At 33.9% G+C, this 19,475-nt stretch carries 19 protein-coding genes, 1 tRNA gene and 1 other annotated feature; of the genes, 10 read left to right on the top strand and 10 right to left on the bottom strand.

What is annotated here, in order from left to right; genetic code table 11:
• Positions 1 to 8: 8 nt before the first annotated feature.
• Both hisD and hisG read right to left on the bottom strand, forming a co-directional pair.
• Positions 9 to 1,310, bottom strand: coding sequence for a histidinol dehydrogenase (gene hisD, locus ACGH47_RS07540; protein ID WP_411623113.1), 1,302 nt, complete (start codon positions 1,308 to 1,310; stop codon positions 9 to 11).
• Positions 1,311 to 1,313: 3 nt separating this feature from the next.
• On the bottom strand, positions 1,314 to 2,213 hold the full coding sequence (hisG, locus tag ACGH47_RS07535; protein ID WP_220215105.1) for an ATP phosphoribosyltransferase: 900 nt from the start codon (positions 2,211 to 2,213) through the stop codon (positions 1,314 to 1,316).
• 38 nt (positions 2,214 to 2,251) lie between these two features.
• Positions 2,252 to 2,377 (bottom strand) — a sequence feature (His leader region).
• 241 nt (positions 2,378 to 2,618) lie between these two features.
• Here hisG and ACGH47_RS07530 point away from each other — a divergent pair.
• On the top strand, positions 2,619 to 2,909 hold the full coding sequence (locus ACGH47_RS07530) for an isochorismatase family protein (protein ID WP_411623112.1): 291 nt from the start codon (positions 2,619 to 2,621) through the stop codon (positions 2,907 to 2,909).
• A 179-nt stretch (positions 2,910 to 3,088) separates the two neighbouring features.
• Here the strand turns inward: ACGH47_RS07530 and ACGH47_RS07525 are convergent, their stop codons facing one another.
• On the bottom strand, positions 3,089 to 3,499 hold the full coding sequence (locus tag ACGH47_RS07525) for a DoxX family protein (RefSeq protein ID WP_220215103.1): 411 nt from the start codon (positions 3,497 to 3,499) through the stop codon (positions 3,089 to 3,091).
• 660 nt (positions 3,500 to 4,159) lie between these two features.
• On the opposite strand from ACGH47_RS07525, the gene ACGH47_RS07520 reads away from it, so the two are divergent.
• Complete coding sequence (locus tag ACGH47_RS07520) at positions 4,160 to 4,807, top strand: DUF421 domain-containing protein (RefSeq protein ID WP_411623111.1); 648 nt, start codon at positions 4,160 to 4,162, stop codon at positions 4,805 to 4,807.
• A gap of 74 nt (positions 4,808 to 4,881) precedes the next feature.
• Here ACGH47_RS07520 and ispE read toward each other — a convergent pair whose 3' ends face one another.
• Positions 4,882 to 5,715: a 4-(cytidine 5'-diphospho)-2-C-methyl-D-erythritol kinase gene (gene ispE, locus ACGH47_RS07515; protein ID WP_411623110.1), complete on the bottom strand. Its 834-nt coding sequence runs from the start codon at positions 5,713 to 5,715 to the stop codon at positions 4,882 to 4,884.
• A gap of 12 nt (positions 5,716 to 5,727) precedes the next feature.
• Positions 5,728 to 6,345: a lipoprotein insertase outer membrane protein LolB gene (gene lolB / locus ACGH47_RS07510; RefSeq protein WP_411623109.1), complete on the bottom strand. Its 618-nt coding sequence runs from the start codon at positions 6,343 to 6,345 to the stop codon at positions 5,728 to 5,730.
• Positions 6,346 to 6,514: 169 nt separating this feature from the next.
• Here lolB and hemA point away from each other — a divergent pair, with 169 nt between their 5' ends.
• From hemA to ACGH47_RS07490, 4 genes are all read left to right on the top strand, one after another.
• Positions 6,515 to 7,786 (top strand): glutamyl-tRNA reductase, encoded by a 1,272-nt coding sequence (gene hemA / locus ACGH47_RS07505; protein ID WP_411623107.1) that lies wholly within the window; start codon positions 6,515 to 6,517, stop codon positions 7,784 to 7,786.
• A gap of 37 nt (positions 7,787 to 7,823) precedes the next feature.
• Positions 7,824 to 8,081 carry a DUF1289 domain-containing protein gene (locus ACGH47_RS07500; protein WP_411623106.1) on the top strand — a complete coding sequence of 86 codons (258 nt, stop codon included), beginning with the start codon at positions 7,824 to 7,826 and terminating at the stop codon, positions 8,079 to 8,081.
• A 116-nt stretch (positions 8,082 to 8,197) separates the two neighbouring features.
• On the top strand, positions 8,198 to 8,440 hold the full coding sequence (locus tag ACGH47_RS07495) for a zinc ribbon domain-containing protein (RefSeq protein ID WP_267359936.1): 243 nt from the start codon (positions 8,198 to 8,200) through the stop codon (positions 8,438 to 8,440).
• A gap of 99 nt (positions 8,441 to 8,539) precedes the next feature.
• Positions 8,540 to 8,626 (top strand) — tRNA-Leu (locus ACGH47_RS07490).
• Positions 8,627 to 9,100: 474 nt separating this feature from the next.
• On the opposite strand, the gene dsdA is transcribed toward ACGH47_RS07490, so the two are convergent.
• From dsdA to ACGH47_RS07475, 3 genes are all read right to left on the bottom strand, one after another.
• Positions 9,101 to 10,432 (bottom strand): D-serine ammonia-lyase, encoded by a 1,332-nt coding sequence (gene dsdA / locus ACGH47_RS07485; protein ID WP_411623104.1) that lies wholly within the window; start codon positions 10,430 to 10,432, stop codon positions 9,101 to 9,103.
• Positions 10,433 to 10,454: 22 nt separating this feature from the next.
• Positions 10,455 to 11,792, bottom strand: a complete 1,338-nt coding sequence (gene dsdX / locus ACGH47_RS07480) for a D-serine transporter DsdX (RefSeq protein WP_411623102.1) — start codon at positions 11,790 to 11,792, stop codon at positions 10,455 to 10,457.
• A 399-nt stretch (positions 11,793 to 12,191) separates the two neighbouring features.
• Positions 12,192 to 13,076, bottom strand: coding sequence for a LysR family transcriptional regulator (locus ACGH47_RS07475; RefSeq protein ID WP_411623100.1), 885 nt, complete (start codon positions 13,074 to 13,076; stop codon positions 12,192 to 12,194).
• Between the two features lie 138 nt (positions 13,077 to 13,214).
• Here ACGH47_RS07475 and ACGH47_RS07470 point away from each other — a divergent pair, with 138 nt between their 5' ends.
• Positions 13,215 to 14,177, top strand: a complete 963-nt coding sequence (locus ACGH47_RS07470; RefSeq protein WP_411623149.1) for an aldo/keto reductase — start codon at positions 13,215 to 13,217, stop codon at positions 14,175 to 14,177.
• Positions 14,178 to 14,258: 81 nt separating this feature from the next.
• Here ACGH47_RS07470 and ACGH47_RS07465 read toward each other — a convergent pair whose 3' ends face one another.
• Both ACGH47_RS07465 and ACGH47_RS07460 read right to left on the bottom strand, forming a co-directional pair.
• A complete protein-coding gene (locus ACGH47_RS07465) occupies positions 14,259 to 14,981 on the bottom strand; it encodes a hypothetical protein (protein WP_411623099.1) in 723 nt (240 codons plus the stop codon).
• Positions 14,982 to 14,995: 14 nt separating this feature from the next.
• Positions 14,996 to 15,769 carry an RHS repeat domain-containing protein gene (locus ACGH47_RS07460; protein WP_267350857.1) on the bottom strand — a complete coding sequence of 258 codons (774 nt, stop codon included), beginning with the start codon at positions 15,767 to 15,769 and terminating at the stop codon, positions 14,996 to 14,998.
• 242 nt (positions 15,770 to 16,011) lie between these two features.
• On the opposite strand from ACGH47_RS07460, the gene ACGH47_RS07455 reads away from it, so the two are divergent.
• From ACGH47_RS07455 to ACGH47_RS07445, 3 genes are all read left to right on the top strand, one after another.
• Positions 16,012 to 16,836, top strand: a complete 825-nt coding sequence (locus ACGH47_RS07455) for a MetQ/NlpA family ABC transporter substrate-binding protein (protein WP_411623098.1) — start codon at positions 16,012 to 16,014, stop codon at positions 16,834 to 16,836.
• A 417-nt stretch (positions 16,837 to 17,253) separates the two neighbouring features.
• Positions 17,254 to 18,183, top strand: a complete 930-nt coding sequence (locus ACGH47_RS07450) for a hypothetical protein (RefSeq protein ID WP_411623096.1) — start codon at positions 17,254 to 17,256, stop codon at positions 18,181 to 18,183.
• A gap of 282 nt (positions 18,184 to 18,465) precedes the next feature.
• Positions 18,466 to 19,377, top strand: coding sequence for an endonuclease/exonuclease/phosphatase family protein (locus ACGH47_RS07445; RefSeq protein WP_411596614.1), 912 nt, complete (start codon positions 18,466 to 18,468; stop codon positions 19,375 to 19,377).
• Positions 19,378 to 19,475 lie beyond the last annotated feature (98 nt).

Genomic DNA, 19,475 nt, shown 5'->3' with positions numbered 1-19,475 from the left:
TGCTATACCTACCTTTGATTCGTTTGATTTAATACTGCTAAACGCAATGTAACCGCTTGTTTGTGTGCTGTGAGTTGTTCTGCTTGCGCCATTAGTTCTACTGCGTTACCAATGGCTTTTAACCCTTCAGGTGTTAACTTTTGAACTGTCATCCGTTTTTGAAAGTCAGCTAATCCTAAACTGGAGTAGGTAGCAGTGTAACCATAAGTCGGTAATACATGGTTAGTACCCGACGCATAATCGCCAGCTGATTCAGGCGACCAGTCACCAAGAAAAATAGAGCCAGCACTGGTTATCTGATCGACAAGTTCATCGGCATTTTGGGTTTGAATGATTAAATGTTCTGGCCCATAACGGTTACTGATTGCAACGCAATGTTCTAAATCTTGAGTGACAATAAGTCGACTTGCTTGTAACGCTTTCTCGGCAATAGCTTGCCGTGATAATTGTGCAAGCTGCTTATCGACTTCTAATGATACTGCTTGAGCCATTTTTTCATCGGGAGTAAGGAGTACAACTTGTGAATCGGGGCCGTGTTCAGCTTGTGATAACAAATCAGCAGCAATAAATGCAGGATTAGCTGAACTATCTGCAATAACGAGCACTTCGGATGGCCCCGCAGGCATATCAATTGCAGCACCATCAAGGCGTTGGCTAACCTGACGTTTTGCTTCTGTTACATAAGCATTACCGGGACCAAAAATTTTGTCTACTTTAGGCACAGACTCTGTACCAAATGCCATGGCAGCAATAGCTTGGGCACCACCTAGTTGATAAATTTCGGTAACGCCACACAGCTCAGCGGCATATAAGATCTCATCCGCTATTGGTGGGGGGGAACACAGTATCACTTTGCGACAACCTGCAATATTAGCAGGTATGGCAAGCATCAATACGGTAGATAACAACGGCGCAGATCCCCCTGGAATATAGAGCCCAACTGAATTGATTGGTCGGGTTACAAGTTGACATTTAATGCCGGGCATTGTTTCAACAGTTACTGTCTGTTTAACCTGCGCTTGATGAAATTTTTTAATATTGTTAACGGCTAATTGCATAGCTTGTTTTAAATCAGGATTAACCCGATCGATTGCCATTTTAATTTCACTGTTGCTTAATTTAATCTGATTAATTTGAACTTTATCAAACTTGTTACTTAAGGCTTTTAACGCTTCGTCACCATATTGCTTAACTTGATCTAAAATATCTGCAACAGATTGACTAATTGAGTCTGATGCAGTCATAGCTGGACGAGTCAATAAAGCGGTTTGTTCTTGTTCTGAACATTGTTGCCAATAAGAGAGTTTCATACTTTACTCCATCATCTTTTCAATTGGTAATACAAGAATTGAGCTTGCACCTAATGCTTTTAGCTTTTCCATGGTTTCCCAAAATAGCGATTCACTACTAACCATATGTAATGCGACTCGATTTTGTTCGCCAGTAAGCGGTAATATTGTTGGATTTTCAGCACCCGGTAACAAGGCAACCACTTGATCTAATACCTGAGTTGGGGCATGTAACATAATATATTTGGATTCGCGAGCTTGTATTACCCCTTGAATACGTGTCATGACTTTATCAATCAGCGCTTGCTTAATTGGTGGCATTTCGCCTTGTCGTTGAATTAAACATGCTTTGGATTGATAGATAATTTCGATTTCTTGTAAACCATTTGCCTCAAGGGTGGCGCCACTTGAAACTAAATCACAAATTACATCAGCTAATCCTGCTCGAGGGGCAACTTCTACCGAACCGTTTAACAAACAAGTTTTAAATGTCACATTGTATTCAGCAAGATAACGACGAAGTAGGTGAGGATAAGTGGTGGCAATACGCAAATTATTTAAACATTCAGGGCCGGTATAATCGAAATCGCGAGGGGCAGCAATGGATAACCGACAACCGCCAAAATCTAAACGACGTAATTTCTTGTACTGAGGATTTTGCCCTTCCGCTTGTCTATCAAGTACTTCTTCTTCTAAAACATTTTCACCCACGATACCAATATCGACCACACCGTCGATAACCAGACCGGGAATATCGTCGTCACGAACACGTAAAATATCGATTGGCATATTTTCAGCAAATGCGATTAAGCGTTGTTCTTGAAGATTAATTTTAATGCCACACTGTGCCAGCAATTTTTTTGATTCATCACTTAAACGACCAGATTTTTGCATCGCAATGCGTAAACGCGAATTATCCAACATATTATTCTCCAACTTATCCAAAAAATTTATAAACCACAAACAAAAAACCCTCGGAAGTTTGATCTTCCGAGGGTTTTCTATTTGCTTTCGCGATATCACCGGAAGACCAAATGTCTTCCAGCACCAATCGCCCGAAGACTATTCAGGAATGATGGTGATGATGATGTTTAGTAATAAAAGCGCAAAAACAATTCATAAAATAAAAACCATTAAGTTGATTTATTAATCTAATTTCTGAACAAAATATAACATAAAAAGTCTGCTCGCAACTGTTTTTTTGTTTTTTTATTAAATTTTTGTAAATTTAAATTCTGTTTCAACAACGTATAAATTGTTTCTATCACAAAGCGATATCATCTTAATTTTTCGAAATTTATAGAGTATATTTTTCAGCGTGATTATGGGGTGATAATTTTTTCAACTACTGATTTACACCAAAAATTACAACAATACTCAGTCAAACAACTGGTCATTTGTGGCATGATGAGCCATATGTGTGTGGATTCAACTACTCGATGTGCCAATGAACTTGGTTATCAACCGATATTAATTCATGATGCATGTACAAACCGTGATCTTGAATTTAATGATGAAATCATCCCCGCTAAAAAAGTCCATTATAGCTTTATGTCAGCATTGGTAGGATTTGCAAACGTTATCAATTGTCATGAGTTCATACAAAAAAAGATAGATTAAATTTTGAAAAAACAGAATGATTTGATTGAATGTCAAAGGCGCTGGAAAAACTCTCTATTATTTAATACTGCCAACGAAATAAGTTTATTTTATTGATTATATTTCAGGAAGATATCGTTTATGTTTATGATATCTTCCTAATCAATTATTGCATCAATAAAAACGATTTATTCAAACGACTATTCAATAAGTTCAGAATATTTTTGACCTAAAACGCTATAACGACCATTGCCTAATAGTGCAAGACTAAAAGCGGTAATGACCATAAAAGCAGGGTATTCCCAACCACCACCGGTATTGCTGAATGTCCATCCATTATTAAAATGGATAACGGTGATAATGAGTAATTCAATAATGGCTAAAATAGCAATGACACGAGTTAATATACCAACTAACAGTAATGCACCGCCACCAATTTCAAAGACAATGGCGATATAACCAACAAAATCGGGAAATCCAAGCGATTCAAAATATTGTGCTGTACCAGAGGGTGTAAAGACGAGTAACTTAGTGAAACCATGAACCAAAAACATCACACCTAAAGCAATACGTAAAAATAGAGCAGCCAGATCAGTTTGATTTTGTCTCATTTTTATTTTTCCTATATTAAGTTAGAAAATAACTTCAATTGATAATTGTAAAAAATTATAAACAATGCTATTACTTGGTTAAAAATAGGATAATACAACATAGATTGTCTCATAAACGGTAATAGTTAGTAAAGTTATACCTGTTCGATTTATAAAACATTATCTGAATGAAAAGATGAATTTGCTTTTTTCTGGCAAGCTCTACATAGACCAAATCGTTTATATTAAATCATTAATCAAATAGGTAAAAAATGTGATTATTTAAAATGTTAGTCAAAATACGATTTTTTAAATCAATGCGTTAATATTATTGATTACTAAAGTTATATTCGTGATGGTGTATTTCATCCTTAATTGTTATAAAACAATGAGCGGAATATTGTCATCGATTTAAACCTATATGGTGAAAACTTTATTCTCTACGTTGCGTTATCATCGCAATAATATATTAAACTGTTAAATTGATAATGTAATAGTAAAAAGCGCAGTTTTATCTGAAAAGTTTGTGATACAATGCCTTAACTATACTTAATGATTCATTTCTAACGTTAAATAATTAATACTCTCTTTTCTAACTTTAAATATTTAATACGATTCCAGTCCTTTTAAAGATTACTATTTTATGCATATCGTTCAATAGATTATTGGAGTAATACTAAAATGAATTACTATGATTTTTTAGTCATTGCCTTAAAATTATTGGTGGTCTTTATTTGCATTATTTTGTTTTTAAAAATTACCGGAAAAACATCATTGTCTCAAATGTCGAGTATCGATTTTATTGGTAACATGATTTTGGGTGGTATTGCCGGCGGTATCATCTATAACCCTAAATTAACCGTTTATGATTTTTTAATTGTATTACTCATGTGGACGGCAATAATGTACACCTCGAATTATCTGAAAAAAAATAGCCAAAATGCCAAAGCCTTTATTGTTGGTAATCCGATCGTATTAATGGATAAAGGCAAAATAAAGTTGGATGCTTTCACATCAGTAAATCTGGATATATCAAGCTTTGCCGTACTATTGCGGATGAAAAATATCTTTAATATCAATTCTGTTGAAAAAGCGATTTTGGAGCCTAATGGACAATTAACGGTCGTTAAAAAAGGAGATAAAGATATTTCAGCTATCGTCTTAGAAAATGAAAAACCAAGAAATGATGTTTTAGAGGATTTGGGTAAAAGTGAAGCATGGTTAAAATCGAGATTATCTCGACAGGGGTATAAAACTTATCAAGGTTTGTACTGTGTTGAATATTATAATCGACGCTTGTATGTGATTCCTAGTGATTCTGTGGATTAAATGATTCAGAACAATAATATTAAATCCCTTAACCATTTCGTTAAGGGTTAATAACCGTGAATGAAAATTTTGATTTAATTGCTATAAAGCGGAGAATTGTTTAACGATTTAGTCACAAAACTTTTTACATCAAAGTCTATCAACGTATCTTGTAGCTTTTCGGCTTCTGCCTTTGATTGACATTGCGTAAAAACACAAGCGCCCGTGCCAGTTAATCGTGTTGGAGCAAATTGCGAAAGATGAGTAATGATTGCGTTTACTTTTGGATAACGCTTGCGCACCACCACTTCACAATCGTTACTAAATTGATCTAAGGATAGCAATTCATTAACGCTTCGAACAGGTGTACCTCGCTTAAGATCAGGATCGTTAAACACCTTGACTGTTGAGATTGCAATATTAGGGTAGGTGACCAAATACCAATATTCCGGAAATTCAACCGATTGCAACTGATCGCCAATTCCTTGTGCTAATGCTGTGTGACCATAGATAAAAATTGGTACATCGGCTCCGATATTACGACCAATCTCGATCAATGTTTGGCGTGATAAATTAAGATTCCATAATTGATTAAGTGCAACTAACGTCGTTGCGGCATTCGATGATGCGCCACCCAGCCCACCACCCATAGGAATTATTTTATCAATCGCAATATCAATCCCTAACTCATGTCGACCAGTATAAGATTTTAGTCGTTGGGCAGCGAGAGTAATTAAATTTTTATCTGAAGGGATATCACTAAATTGAGTGACTAGATTAATTTTATCATCTTCACGACGATTGAAAGATAATCTGTCACTCATATCGATAAATTGAAATAGTGTTTGTAAATTATGATAATTATCAGGACGACGCCCAGTAATATATAAAAATAAATTTAATTTAGCGGGTGAAAGCCATTGATACATGAAAAATCCTTATTACCGTAAAATCCAATTATCAATTTTTAAGCGTACTCGTTCATTATCATGATTAAGTTCAATCATTGCGGGCAGATCTACCGATTTATTATTAAAAGTTTTCGTCATGTAATTCGATATTTTTAATAGCCACTTTTTGTCTTGTTGTAAAAATTCGGTTGATGCTAAACGCCCCGAATTATCGATTTTATCGTTGATACTGTCGTTAGAAAATCCCTTAAGCCAATTATGTAATGAATTTAAAGGCACATCGATCCTGGCGATTTTATTCATCAAACTTTCAACATTATAATCAGTATAATGCTTGCCATTTTTGTCGATCACTTCTGCATAATCCGGTTCTGCAATTAGTGTTAAAATGTTGGTTCCAACAGGTGTAGTAAGTTTGATTTCATAACGATCTATCGATTTTTGAACAATAAAAAAACGTCCATAACTTCGAGAGTTTTCACTAAAATGAGCAATACTTCCATTAACTTGAAAAGCATTTATTTGCTTAAGATCTTGTTGGTGAAGTTGCCATTGTTCTTCAATGGTTGCTGTGTCTTTATATTTGGTAACTTGACAGGCTGTAAGTAACAAAGGCAGTAAGATCAAAGCGTATTTAAATTTAAACATAATTGCCTCTTCAATGTTAATCAATAATAGGTAAAACATTATAACTGATTATTAAAAGAATAAAAAAGGTAATGAGAAATTAACGTTTTCAAATTTTCATGTATAATAACCTTTTATAAAGGTGCTATAAATCGTCATATCTTACAAACAATTATATAAGAAAATTGCAATGTCAATCACTATATTAGGTGTCAATCATAAAACGGCACCCGTGTCGCTGAGAGAAAAACTCGCTTTTCCCAATGAAATTATTGATAAAGCATTATACAGCTTATATCAACACCCTTTAGTTGAAGGATGTGTGATCTTATCAACCTGTAATCGCACAGAAATTTATCTTAGCTTTGAGCACCAAATTGACTATTTAAGCTTAAAACAATCTGTAGAAAGCTGGCTAGGGCAGTTTCATCATATTGACATTCAACATTATCACGACATGCTTTATTGGAAACAAGGACAGCAGGCAGTTGAACACTTAATGTCTGTTGCATGTGGTATTGATTCAATGGTGCTTGGAGAACCCCAAATATTAGGTCAAGTTAAACAAGCTTATCGTTATGCCCAGCAAAATAATAGCTTGTCACTCAAATTAGAGAAGCTATTTCAAACGGTATTTCGTGTAGCGAAAATAGTACGAACAGAAACGAAAATAGGCTCAAACACGGCTTCCGTTGCTTATGCCGCCTGTCTTATAGCCCGAAATCTTTTTAAAACAACACAAAATTTAAATGTGATGTTAGTTGGGGCGGGTGACACAATTGAACTTATTGCTCGTTATTTAAAACCACATCGATTCAATCATGTCATTGTAGCTAATCGAACTCGAGAAAAAGCCCTTAAACTAACCGCACTTATTGATGCCGAAATTATCTCTTTACCTGATATTGCGAATCGTCTTAAAGATGTAGATATTGTCATAAGTTCAACAGCGAGTCCGCTACCTATTATTGGTAAAGGAATGGTAGAGCGAAGTTTATTGGCAAGAAATAACTGTCAAATGCTGTTTATTGATTTAGCGGTTCCTCGAGATGTAGAAGAAGAGATCAGTAAACTTGACCATGTACATCTTTATTCGGTCGATGATTTGCAAAAAACAGTTGAGAACAATCTACAACAACGAATGGTAGCAGCTCAAGAAGCACAACACATTATTCGAGAGCAAGCCGAACATTTTTTAGATTGGTTAAAAACGCGTTCTGTGATTGATTATGTAAAACAGTATCGTCAAAATGCTGAAAGTATTCAACGTGAACAAGAAGAAAAAGCTTTAAATGCATTTCGGCAAGGTGAGAATATTGAAGATGTGCTTGCTGAATTTTCACGTCGGCTAACCAACAAACTGATTCATGCACCAACCCAAACATTACTCAATGCATCAACACATGATTGTGATGACTGCTTTAAAATTCTGTGCAAAGGATTTGGTTTAAAAGGGCATTAACTAACATATATTATTTGTTTACAGGAAATATAACGTATTGGATCAGATTGAATTTTTTGATATACCCAGTCCATGTAAGCGTGTTTGTGAAACCGATAAACAAGGGTATTGTATAGGCTGTTATCGGTCAAGAGAAGAACGTTTCAGCTGGTTAAGCTATACTGATAAACAAAAAAAGGAAGTATTACGTTTGTGTCTACAACATGCTTATAAGCGTCGTTATTTAGCCATGCTTCAGCAAAAATCTCCGTCTAAACAACGCTCATCACAAGTTGAGCTTGATTTAATAGAATAATTTTATGCGCTTTATCATACAATATCTTGTAATCTTGACTTAGTCAGAGTAGGATTTTTAGGCATTAGGTTAGGTAAGATTTAATCACAATAGTTAATTTAATCGAGATTTTAAAAATGAAAATGTGTATTGCATGTGGCATGCCAATGACTTCAATTGCTGATTATCCTTTGCATGATCTATCTAAAAGTTATTGTAAATATTGTGCCAATCAGGATGGTACCATGAAAACCTTTGACCAAAAATGGCATGAAGTGACTTTACGGTATGCCAATAACCATAATATTGATTATTCGATAGCAAAACAAACTGCTTATACTATTTTGAAAAAATTACCGGCGTGGAAGCGTCGTTGGTAGTTGATTTTTTAGGCATTCAAAGCACATTATCATAATATCAGTTGCAGTTATTGCAAAGCTTAGTATAATTGCCAACGTTTACTTATTTACACTTCTAATGCCAGTGTGGCGAAATTGGTAGACGCAGCGGATTCAAAATCCGCCGCCCTTAAAAGCGTGTCGGTTCGAGTCCGACCACTGGCACCAATTCAATCCATAAACTCGTTCTTGCTACAACAGTTTTGACGATAACAGTTCCTGCGATAAATATTTGCAGCTGACTTTGACAGCGTTTTAAAAAATAAGCAAATATTACAAAAATAATTCATTTAATTTGAAAGCAATACGTTCCTAAAAAGTTAATCATACTTTTTAAATATCGTCGACTTATCCTTATATTCTCTTCTTATATCTTTATTCGCTCACATGATAAGGAATATCTAAGTGATTTGGATTTTATTTTATCATGCCGATCTATCACCAAATCCAGAATATCGTGCCACAATTTCAGCTTATATGCGTTTATTAAACGCTGTTATCTGTTATCATCGCTTAGATTAAGTCGCTAGGCTCTCGTTTTATTTTACTGTGAATAAAATAATGTTGAAGTGTTAAAGAATAATAAGCATGCGTTTCATGACAGATAAATATCATCATTTGATATTTATCTGCCATGGTTAGTTAGCTGGCGTCGGCATTAAGATATTTTTGCATCTCCTCTGCTGGTACCATTCCGCCACCTGTTGCCCAAACCAGATGAGTAGCATGTTGTAGTTGTTGCGGTGTTAATTGCAGACGTTGCTGATACTGTAAATCGTGATTTACTATGATAGCGCCTTTCATACCAGCAAGAGCCGAAGGTTCTAATTGAATATTTTCGGTTTGATTGAGTAAAGATAATAAATCATACATCTCTTGGTCTGACAACGTATAATAACCGTCTAACAAACGTTCCATTGCTCGACCGACAAAGCCTGATGCGCGTCCTACCGCCAGACCATCTGCCGCGGTTAGATTATCAATACCGATATCTTGCACTGAAATCTTATCGTGTAAGCCGGTATAAACACCTAGAAACATGCAAGGCGAGTGGGTGGGTTCAGCAAAGATACAATGGACATGATCACCAAACGCCATTTTTAAACCAAAAGCTACACCGCCAGGTCCGCCGCCTACACCACAAGGTAAATAAACAAATAAGGGATTTTCACGGTTAACGACAATGCCCATATGGTCAAATTGTTGTTTTAGACGTTCGCCAGCAACGGAATAACCCAAAAAAAGGGTTTTAGAATTTTCATCATCGATAAAAAAACAGCTAGGATCCGACTCAGCGGCTTTGCGACCTTGCTCGACAGCGACGCTGTAGTCATCTTCATATTCGATCACATTCACGCCATTAGAACGTAACTTCTGTTTTTTCCATTCTCTTGCATCAGCTGACATATGAACACTAACATTAAAGCCCAATTTGGCGCTCATGATACCAATCGATAAGCCAAGATTACCCGTTGATCCTACCGCAATACTATATTGGTTGAAAAACTGTTTAAATTCATCAGAAAACAGTTTGCTGTAGTTATCTTCATAAGATAATAAACCTTGCTCAATGGCTAATTTTTCTGCATGCGTTAAAACCTCGTAGATACCTCCGCGTGCTTTTATTGAGCCGGAAATAGGTAAGTGGCTATCTTTTTTCAACAGTAACTTACCAGCAATATTTTGATTGTAACGTGCTTCTAAGGCTGTTTTCATATGATCTATTTCAACTACATCAGATTCAATAATGCCTTTTGTTGCTAAAGTTTCTGGAAAAGCAATGGCTAAATAAGGGGCAAATCGTTTTAAGCGATTGCTTGCCTCGGCAATATCTTGTTGATCAAGTCCCACATAATTTAATCCTATTTCTAATGTTGTAATATTAGGATTAAACCAGTAACAGGGTTCAAGTTTAATCAGTTTATCAACTAAAGGATTATCTTTGATAAGACATTCAATTTCGATTTGATTCATTTTGACTCCTTATGTTGAATGATTAAATCATACCTGATAATAAAAATGTGCAAAGTAACGCAACGACGGAAGCGATAAAAGTAGCACTGGTATAATATTTGAAGATTTCAGTCATTGTTGCGCCACAATATTGTTTAACCAGCCAAAATAATGAATCGGTCACAATTGTACAACCAATTGCACCTGAGCCAATTGCTAATGTGATAATTTCGGGACTGACATTAGGATACATGCTAAGCATAGGTGATACGATCGCTGTGGCTCCCATCATAGCAACCGTTGCAGAACCGACCGCAGCATGCAAAATAATGGCAACGAGCCAAGCTAATAAGATCGGATGCATATCTAATTGCGATAATATATTGGCTAAACTATCACTTAATCCACTAGTTTTTAAAATACTGTTAAATGCACCTCCAGCTCCGATGATTAGCAGAATATTAGCAATAGATGAAAAGCAATTTTCGGTATGATTTAATAATTTACTCATCCCTATATTGCGTCTAAGACCTAAAACATAATAAGCGACAAATGCACCAATAAACATTGCAGTAATAGGGTTTCCAATAAATTCCAGCGTTGCATACAAGGACGTAGTCTTATCAATATTTAACTCTGCTGTGGTTTTGATCAGCATTAATATTATGGGTAATAATACTGTAAACAACGTAGCAGCTAAGGAAGGTAATTCGTCTTCGGTACGCACTTTTAAATCAGAAAACTCTTCAGGGACTTTTTTAAATGGCATCTTATTTTTAATGATTCTTAAAAAAATGGGCCCCCCCACTAATGAGGCAATAAGTCCAATTAATAAGCCATATAAAATCACACTACCAATATCTGCCCCTAAAGCATTAGTAACATATAATGCGGCGGGATGAGGAGGAACAATACAATGCACAGCCATTAAAGCGGTACATAATGGAATAGCTAACATTAATAGCGAAGTCTGCGTTTTTTTGGCTATTGAAAAAGCTAAAGGAATAAGAAGCACTACGCCTACTTCAACAAATAGGGTAATACCACAAATTAAACCCACTAATACCATGATGACTTCGGGAAATAACCAACGACATTTTTGCAAAGTTATCCCAATGCTTTCTGCTGCACCGGATACTTCCATCATTTTGCCTAGAATCGTACCTAAACCAATTACGGCAGCCAAAAAACCAAGTGTTCCACCGATACCATCTTCAATTGCACTTATCATTGTTAATGGTTTCATGCCCATTAATATGCCCACATAAAAACTCGATAATAGCAGGGCTAAAAAAGGATGAAGCTTCAATTTTACAATACTGATAACTATTAACAAAATACTACTAATCAACACACCTAAAACCCATATTTGTGAATCCATCAAGAGCTCCTGTTCAATTAAAAAGTAGGGGGGATATTAGATTTTATGCACTCACGGCTGACAAATGATAAATAATCATGTTTGCATGAGTTGAATTCAGTTGAAAAAGTAGTCTGTATAGTGAAATTAATGATTAACTAATTAAATTTAATTGATTAAATTTAATTAAGCAAATGACATAAATAAGTAAAGAAAGTGCATAAAATGTGCAATAATGATCATTACATTACTAAAAAATGAGTTGTTTTTGATCATATATTGATCTGATCAATAAGGTTGAGCATTTTAAACTCACGCTTATTTTATCATTAGTCTATTGACGTAATATGTTTATGACTTAAATAGGACAACAAATGGGTACAAGATGCATTATGGGATTGGATACCACAACTCATTGAATCATTTGTATTTCAATGCATCTAACACTAATTTAAATACATTTGAATGTCCTTTTCGGCTAGGGTAATAAATGTAAAAGGGTTCGTAAGTAATAGCAAATTCTGTTAATAATTCTATCAAACTGCCTTCAGCTAGTTGTTTTTCAACATTGGGTCTACCCATCCAGGTAATGCCTAAACCATCTAATGCAGCCTGTTTGCGTAAATGATTGTTAATCGCAAATTGGGATGAAGGTTGGTACTTAATGATGTGTCCTTGATCCGTAAATTCCCATGTTAATTCTGTTGCGTGCTGGGCTGAAATGCGAAAACCAATTAGTTGATGCTGATCCAAATCTTTAATACATTTAGGAATCATTCTATTTTTAAGATAATTGGGACTTGCCACTAAAGCCATTGTTAAAGGTTCTGAAATTTTTACCGCAATCATTTCTTTAGGAAGATCATCACCAATACGACAACCCATATCAAATCCTTGCTTAACAATATCAACCCAATTATTATCGCAAACAATTTCTATTTTTACTTGAGGATAATTTTTTAATAAAGGTATTAATTTAGGATAAATAATACTTTCAACCGCAAGGCTCGCGGCATTGATTCGAATTGTTCCGGAAGGTGTATTAAGAAACTGTCCTAATGCGCTGACTTCGTCATTAATTGATTGATATAATGGAGCTAATTGTTTGTAAAGCTGCTCACCAGCTTCCGTAAGAGACATACTGCGCGTGGTACGATTAAAAAGTCTTAAATTAAGGCGTGTTTCTAAATTTCGCATACTATGACTGAGTGCTGAGGATGAAACACCTAACGATTTAGCCGCTTTAACAAAACTCTTTGCTTCAGCGATAATAATAAAATAATTTAGCTCATTAAAGTTATGCATATTGACCGTATTGATGAATTTAATTCATGATACTATAAAAGAATCGCTGGTTTATCTCAATGACATTCCGTTTTAGAATAAATTTAACAATGTTCAATGCTCACTATTACAATTAGGTTGGGAAAAAGAGGGGATATGATGGAATATGTAAAACTAGGCAATACCGATATTGAAGTGTCACGATTTTGTTTGGGCTGTATGAGTTTTGGCGATCCTGCCAGTAAAATGCATGCATGGACACTTAATCCAAGTGAGAGTGAAGCGATCATTCAGCATGCGTTAAATTTGGGTATCAATTTTATTGATACAGCCAATATTTATTCAGCAGGAACCAGTGAAACGTATTTAGGTCAAGCAATCAAAAAAAATATTGCTCGTGATAAAGTTATTTTAGCCACCAAAGTCTATTTTAATGACGGTCACTTATCAAAAGGGGCAATTGAAAAAGAGATAGACGGATCACTTAAACGATTAGGTACGGATTATATCGATTTATATATTATACATCGTTTTGACTATACCACACCAATTACAGAAACAATGGAAGCATTACATAAGTTGGTTCAAGTTGGAAAAGTTCGAGCACTAGGTGCTTCTGCGATGTATGGCTACCAATTTTATAACATGCAACTTGTTGCTGAGCAAAACGGTTGGACGAAATTTGTCTCGATGCAAAATCACTATAATTTATTGTATCGTGAAGATGAAAGAGAATTAATTCCAATTTGTAAACAATTTAATGTTTCATTAACACCTTATAGTCCTTTAGCTGCTGGTCGTCTTGCTCGATTAGAGTGGACGACTGATACGTTACGTAGTAAAACGGATAAAACCGCTATCGAAAAATATGATAGTACCCAACAAACCGATACTAATATAGTAAAAAGAGTACATGAACTTGCTGAAAAATATGGCGTAACAATGACTCAAATAGCATTAGCATGGCAGTTTGCGAAAGGCGTTACCTCACCGATTATTGGTGCGACAAAAACAAAATACTTAGATGATGCAGTTGGGTCGTTAAACGTCTCGTTAACCCCAGAGGATATCACTTATCTTGAAGAGTTATATATTCCGCATCGAATTGTAGGCGCATTATAAGTGAGCAAGTAGGTCAATTCTCCTTAATAGCATTATTCAGTATTAGGGAGAATCATATTAAATTAGCTTATTTGCACACTTTTAATAGTCAATTTTTCGTGAATTAAAATAAGTAAAATTCTCATTCATTTTTAAACAATATGACTTCGTCCAATCACCTTGTTCATTATATCCATAAAAGGAACATCTTTTTGTCTCTGTTGGTTTGGACTCTTTGTCATCAAAAAATTTAATGATAACTTTATCTAATTGATTTTTATCGTTATATAAAAATATCTTTTCTTCGCTTGACGTGTAAACATTGGCTAAATCCATTTTTAAGATATAAGTATTAACAATTCGAGAAATATTTCCATTTTCATACTGAATATCACTGATCGTCGATGGATTGGAAATACGCTCGATTTTTATTATTCTATTTTGATCATCATAAGTTGAAGACCATTCGATCTTTTTGGCTAAATCTTCTAAATGCAAAAGATTCTGCTTATCATCCAATTCCATATTTAAATCCAAATCATATTGATTATCTATCGAAAAATGGCTTTTTTTCGTCGTATAGTCGTTTGTGATCTTCACATGATCAATATCAACTGAGACAATGAAACCTTTATCATCTGATAGATATTGTTGGCGATCGCTGCCAATAATCTTTTGTTGCCTAATCAGTTTTGAATACGGAATATTCTCAACACTACTAAACAATAAATAGTTGTTAGTGAGCTCAACATTACTCAGTTTTTCATTTTTATTGCAACCAAATAGAATGATTGATAAACCACATACGAAAATGATCCTTTTCATTGCTGTTTCCTTCATTAGTCATAGTATTCGAAAGAGCGTAAAATAAATCGCTTTGTTTCTTCTTGTTCGTTTAAACAATATAATTTTGTCCAATCACCATACTGGTTAGGATCATCGTAAACGCAGTTTAATTGCTCTGTGGGGATTAATTGATTGTGTTCATTGCTTTCATATTGACCATTTTGAGCAATAAAAGCATGTTCGACGCTATTAATGAGCTGCTTCTCTGCATTATAAAAGTATTGCTTTTTATTGAGGTAAAGTGGAACGATATTTGCTTCATCTGTTTTATCAAAAATTTCATAGTCTCTTTCAACAACTAATTCATTTTTATAAGTAATTTGATTAATAAATAGATAATTGGAACCACCAATAATGCTGTTTTCAAGTTTCACAACTCGTCCTTGTTCGTCATAGGTTGAGCGGATAACTTCGTTGCCGGATGAGTCAGTTATCGAAACAATGTTTTGTTTATCATCAACATTAATTTTGTATTTTGAAAGTTCCTGATTTTTGATCATATATTGTGACTGCTGATAATCAAAATAGACTTTTTTATCGTTCAAATTGTAAAAGGTGATCAAACCATCTGCGTTCGTTTCAATCGTACCAAAATAACTTCCTTCAAACCGCTGCTTTTTAATCAGTTTTGAGTGAGGAGCAACATCATATTGACCATTATTAATATAATTATTGATGATGATTTTAGAATCGCTTTGCTTATTATCACATCCTAACAAAGTCAATAGTAAGCAACTATAGATGAGGGGGATTATATATATTTTCATGCTTTTTAATCCTTTATATTTATTTGAACGTCCTGAATGACGAATATATTTAACCACAAATAGATCAGCGATTAAACAGAAAATTTATATATCTTAATCGAATAATGATATAAACTTTAAGTATTATCAAATTGAAAGCTTGATAATTATAATCCTAAATATCCTATCGTTATAAAAATAACACACATTAACAAAGAGTTATATTTTGTAAATATTGCAAACACAATCCAGAAGGAATGATAATGAAAAAATATTTATATTTACCTACCTTAATATTATTGGGGCTCGTGTTGATAGGTTGTGACACAGACAAAAGCAAAGACATAAAACAATCAGACAAAAAAGAGATCATAGTTGGATTACCCCCTAGTATGCACAACATTTTAATGGAGCGAGTGGTTAAGCCCGAATTAGAAAAAAAAGGCTACAGCGTCAAATTGATCAATTTTAGTTCTTTGCGGGATGCCAATACCGCGCTGGTTGAAGGGAGTATTGATATGAATGCTGCACAGCATCAAGATTATCTTGACGTCTATAACAAAGAGACCCATAACGACCTTGTCTCTTTAGTACACATTCCTTCCATATCTGCCGCTCTATTTTCACAGAAACATCATTCAATCAATGATATTGCATCCAATCAAATCATTGCAATCCCGAATGATCCTTCCAATACTTCTCGATCATTATTGTTGTTACAAAAAATAGGGTGGATCAAGCTTAAACCAGACACACAATCAGGCATAATCACCTTAAATGATATTATAGAAAACAGCTATAATTTAAAATTTAAAACGCTTTTATCAGAAATTATTCCGCGAGTACTTGGCGAAGTTGATTACGCAATTATGCCAGGCGGTGTGGCATGGTTGAGTAAAGTGCCAGCTGATAATATATTAATTCAAGAAGAATTATCGCCCAATTTAGAGCTAATGGTTGTCGTTAAAAAAGAAGATCTCAACACGGCATGGGCAAATGACGTTAAGCAACTTTACCAATCCGATAAACTTAAAAAATTTATTGAAGAAGATCCGGACGCTAAAGGTCGATTTATTTGGCCAAAATAGGATAGTTAAAAAACAACCAATATCTTTAGGTGGATAAAAGATATTGGTTTTATTATAAAATCTAATCATTTAATCTTATCAGCATTTGAAATTTACCTTCACTTCATTTTGCTTTAAAGTTATTTTCAACGCATTAAATAACAGCTAATCATGCTATGTTAAGTTTTTTAGGGTTATAAAGTGACATTAGGGTCTATTAAACAAATCGTTATTTTTTTCACTTAACATTATTTAAATTTAAAAAAATTTTTTTCATTTTTTATTAAGAATATTCATTCCAATATTTACAATTTTTTCTTTTTTTAATTTATTTATCTTATTGATTATAAATGAAATGTTTGTAATTTTTTGCGTGGTGTTTATATATGATTGTGGTAAAATCGCAATCCCCAAAAAAGATAAAATGAAATAAAAGTAATGACTAAAATTAAATATTTTTTAATTGTTGTTTGCAGTTTGGCTTTAGTCGGCTGTTTTGTACCAAGTAAAATTCAAACTATGATCGATAATCCAACTTCGAACGAAATAAAAGTAACCATTGATGGAACTGAACACGTTATTCCTCCAGTTTCAAAGATCGCTTACTCTTTTGAATTTGGTAAACATACTCTAGTTTATAACCAAGAAACTTTAAATATTCTGGTAAAACCCAATCGAAAGAATGAACTTAATATCATTAATCCAACATTAAATAATTACGTAATAATGAACTTCTATTTTATCGACGAAAAAATGAAACCTGCTGATTATGGTATGCTGCTAATGTCCAAAAAATCAAGTATGACCACTGTATCAATAATGTATGATGGAAAGGTAAAGGAAATAGAGTTACCTCTTAGTGTGACCAATGACTTATTTATTGATCAAAGCGAATATTGGTGGAAATATGATCTTGACAAACCTGTACCAGAGAAAATAACGATCAGGGACTCTACCAAATTCTCGACGATAAAAAAAATATACCGGGAAGCGGAGTTTTGGAAAATTGCGCCAGAATATGTAGAAGAATTAGATGATTATGATATACCTTTAGATAGAGTAAGTTTTGTTGAACGTACACCTGAATTAAACAAATTACCGACGTTTTCTATTCCTGATATTGCTTTAAATTCTATCGCTTGTGAACAAGGACGTAATGATATTCAAGCAAAACTCAATAATTGGCAGCAAATTTTAACCTTAACAGGAAGTGATTTTAGTGAAGGTTATAAAGATTTTAAATCAACAATAATCGATGCCAACACCGAAGCTTTCAAAAATTGTGATGGTTATAGTGAAGCATTAAATGATATTGCTGAAGCACTTGAATCAATTAGCGATTTGAATTTTGTTATCTTGCAAGAATAAAAGGAATTGAAGTGTTGATATAAGCATTAAACTTCGTCTTTTTTGTGTTAAGGCATAAAATAATTTTTACTCATTTTATGTCTTAATTTTCAAACAATAATCAATAAAAAATCTATTTTTATAAGGAATACTTCGTTGATTGCTGACTGATTCGTCATAAAAAACACTAACCTAGATAAAAATATATTGATATACATCACAAAAATCAGAAAAAAATATTTTTTTAAACCTCAATCAACCTCATACTAATAACCAATCTTAATTAAAGAAAGGTATATCATTATGATTAAAAGGAAATTAAAATTAGCAGCCATTATCAGTAGTTTTATCCTAAGTACTTCAACTGTTTTTGCTTCAATTGACGATGTGAAAGACCTTAAAATCATTAGTTACAATGTCTATAATGGTATGAAATTAGACGAAACAGACGGAAAACAGAAATTTATCGAATGGGCAAAAGCACAAGATGCCGATATTATTGCCTGGCAAGAAATGAATTTTTTTACTCGTGAAAAGCTTGAAAAATTTGCCGCAAGTTATGGACATAAATATGCGGTATTATTGAAAGAAAAACCTGATGATGCCGCTTTTTTCCCTGTCGCCATAACGTCAAAATATCCTATAGTCAATGTTGATAAAGTCGTGGATAATCTATGGCATGGTGCGCTGTATGCTGATATTGGCAATTATCATTTTGTTATTACCCATATGAATCCATTTTGGACAGAAAAAAGAATTGATGAAATGAACTTAATTATCGATTCTATCAAATATAGCCGTGATCCAAATGGTAAATGGATTATTGCTGGTGATTTAAACTCTTTTTCACCTGCGGATAAAGAAACCTACGATAAAAGTAATCTGTTAAACGATATCAAAGAAAAACAGAAACAAAGACCGATATTAGAAAATCTTGTTAATGGACAATTAAGTTATACCGTTCAACAAAATTTATTGGATGCAGGGTTTATTGATGCATTGAAAATTACAAATAAAGAATTTATTGCGACAGCACCAACCAAAGTATTTTACGATCAAGCTTCAACACCGCTGCGTTATGATTATATTTATATATCCCCCCCATTAAAAAACGACGTTATTGAGGTTAAAGTCTTAAAAGACGATTTTACGGATAATTACTCTGATCATTATCCTGTACAAATGATCATTAAAAATAAATCATCACAACCATAATAGTGAAAGCCATGTATCACTGCATGGCTTTTATCAGTCATTTTTATATGACAGTATTTTCCAATGATAATCATTAAGTTGTGATTGTGATCGCAACA

The sequence above is a fragment of the Gilliamella sp. CG16 genome (assembly GCF_046635785.1).
In the GTDB taxonomy this organism is placed as follows: Bacteria; Pseudomonadota; Gammaproteobacteria; order Enterobacterales; family Orbaceae; genus Gilliamella; species Gilliamella apicola_I.
The sequence above is the reverse complement of the archived record's forward strand: the minus strand, read 5'-3'. Positions and strand labels throughout refer to the sequence as shown.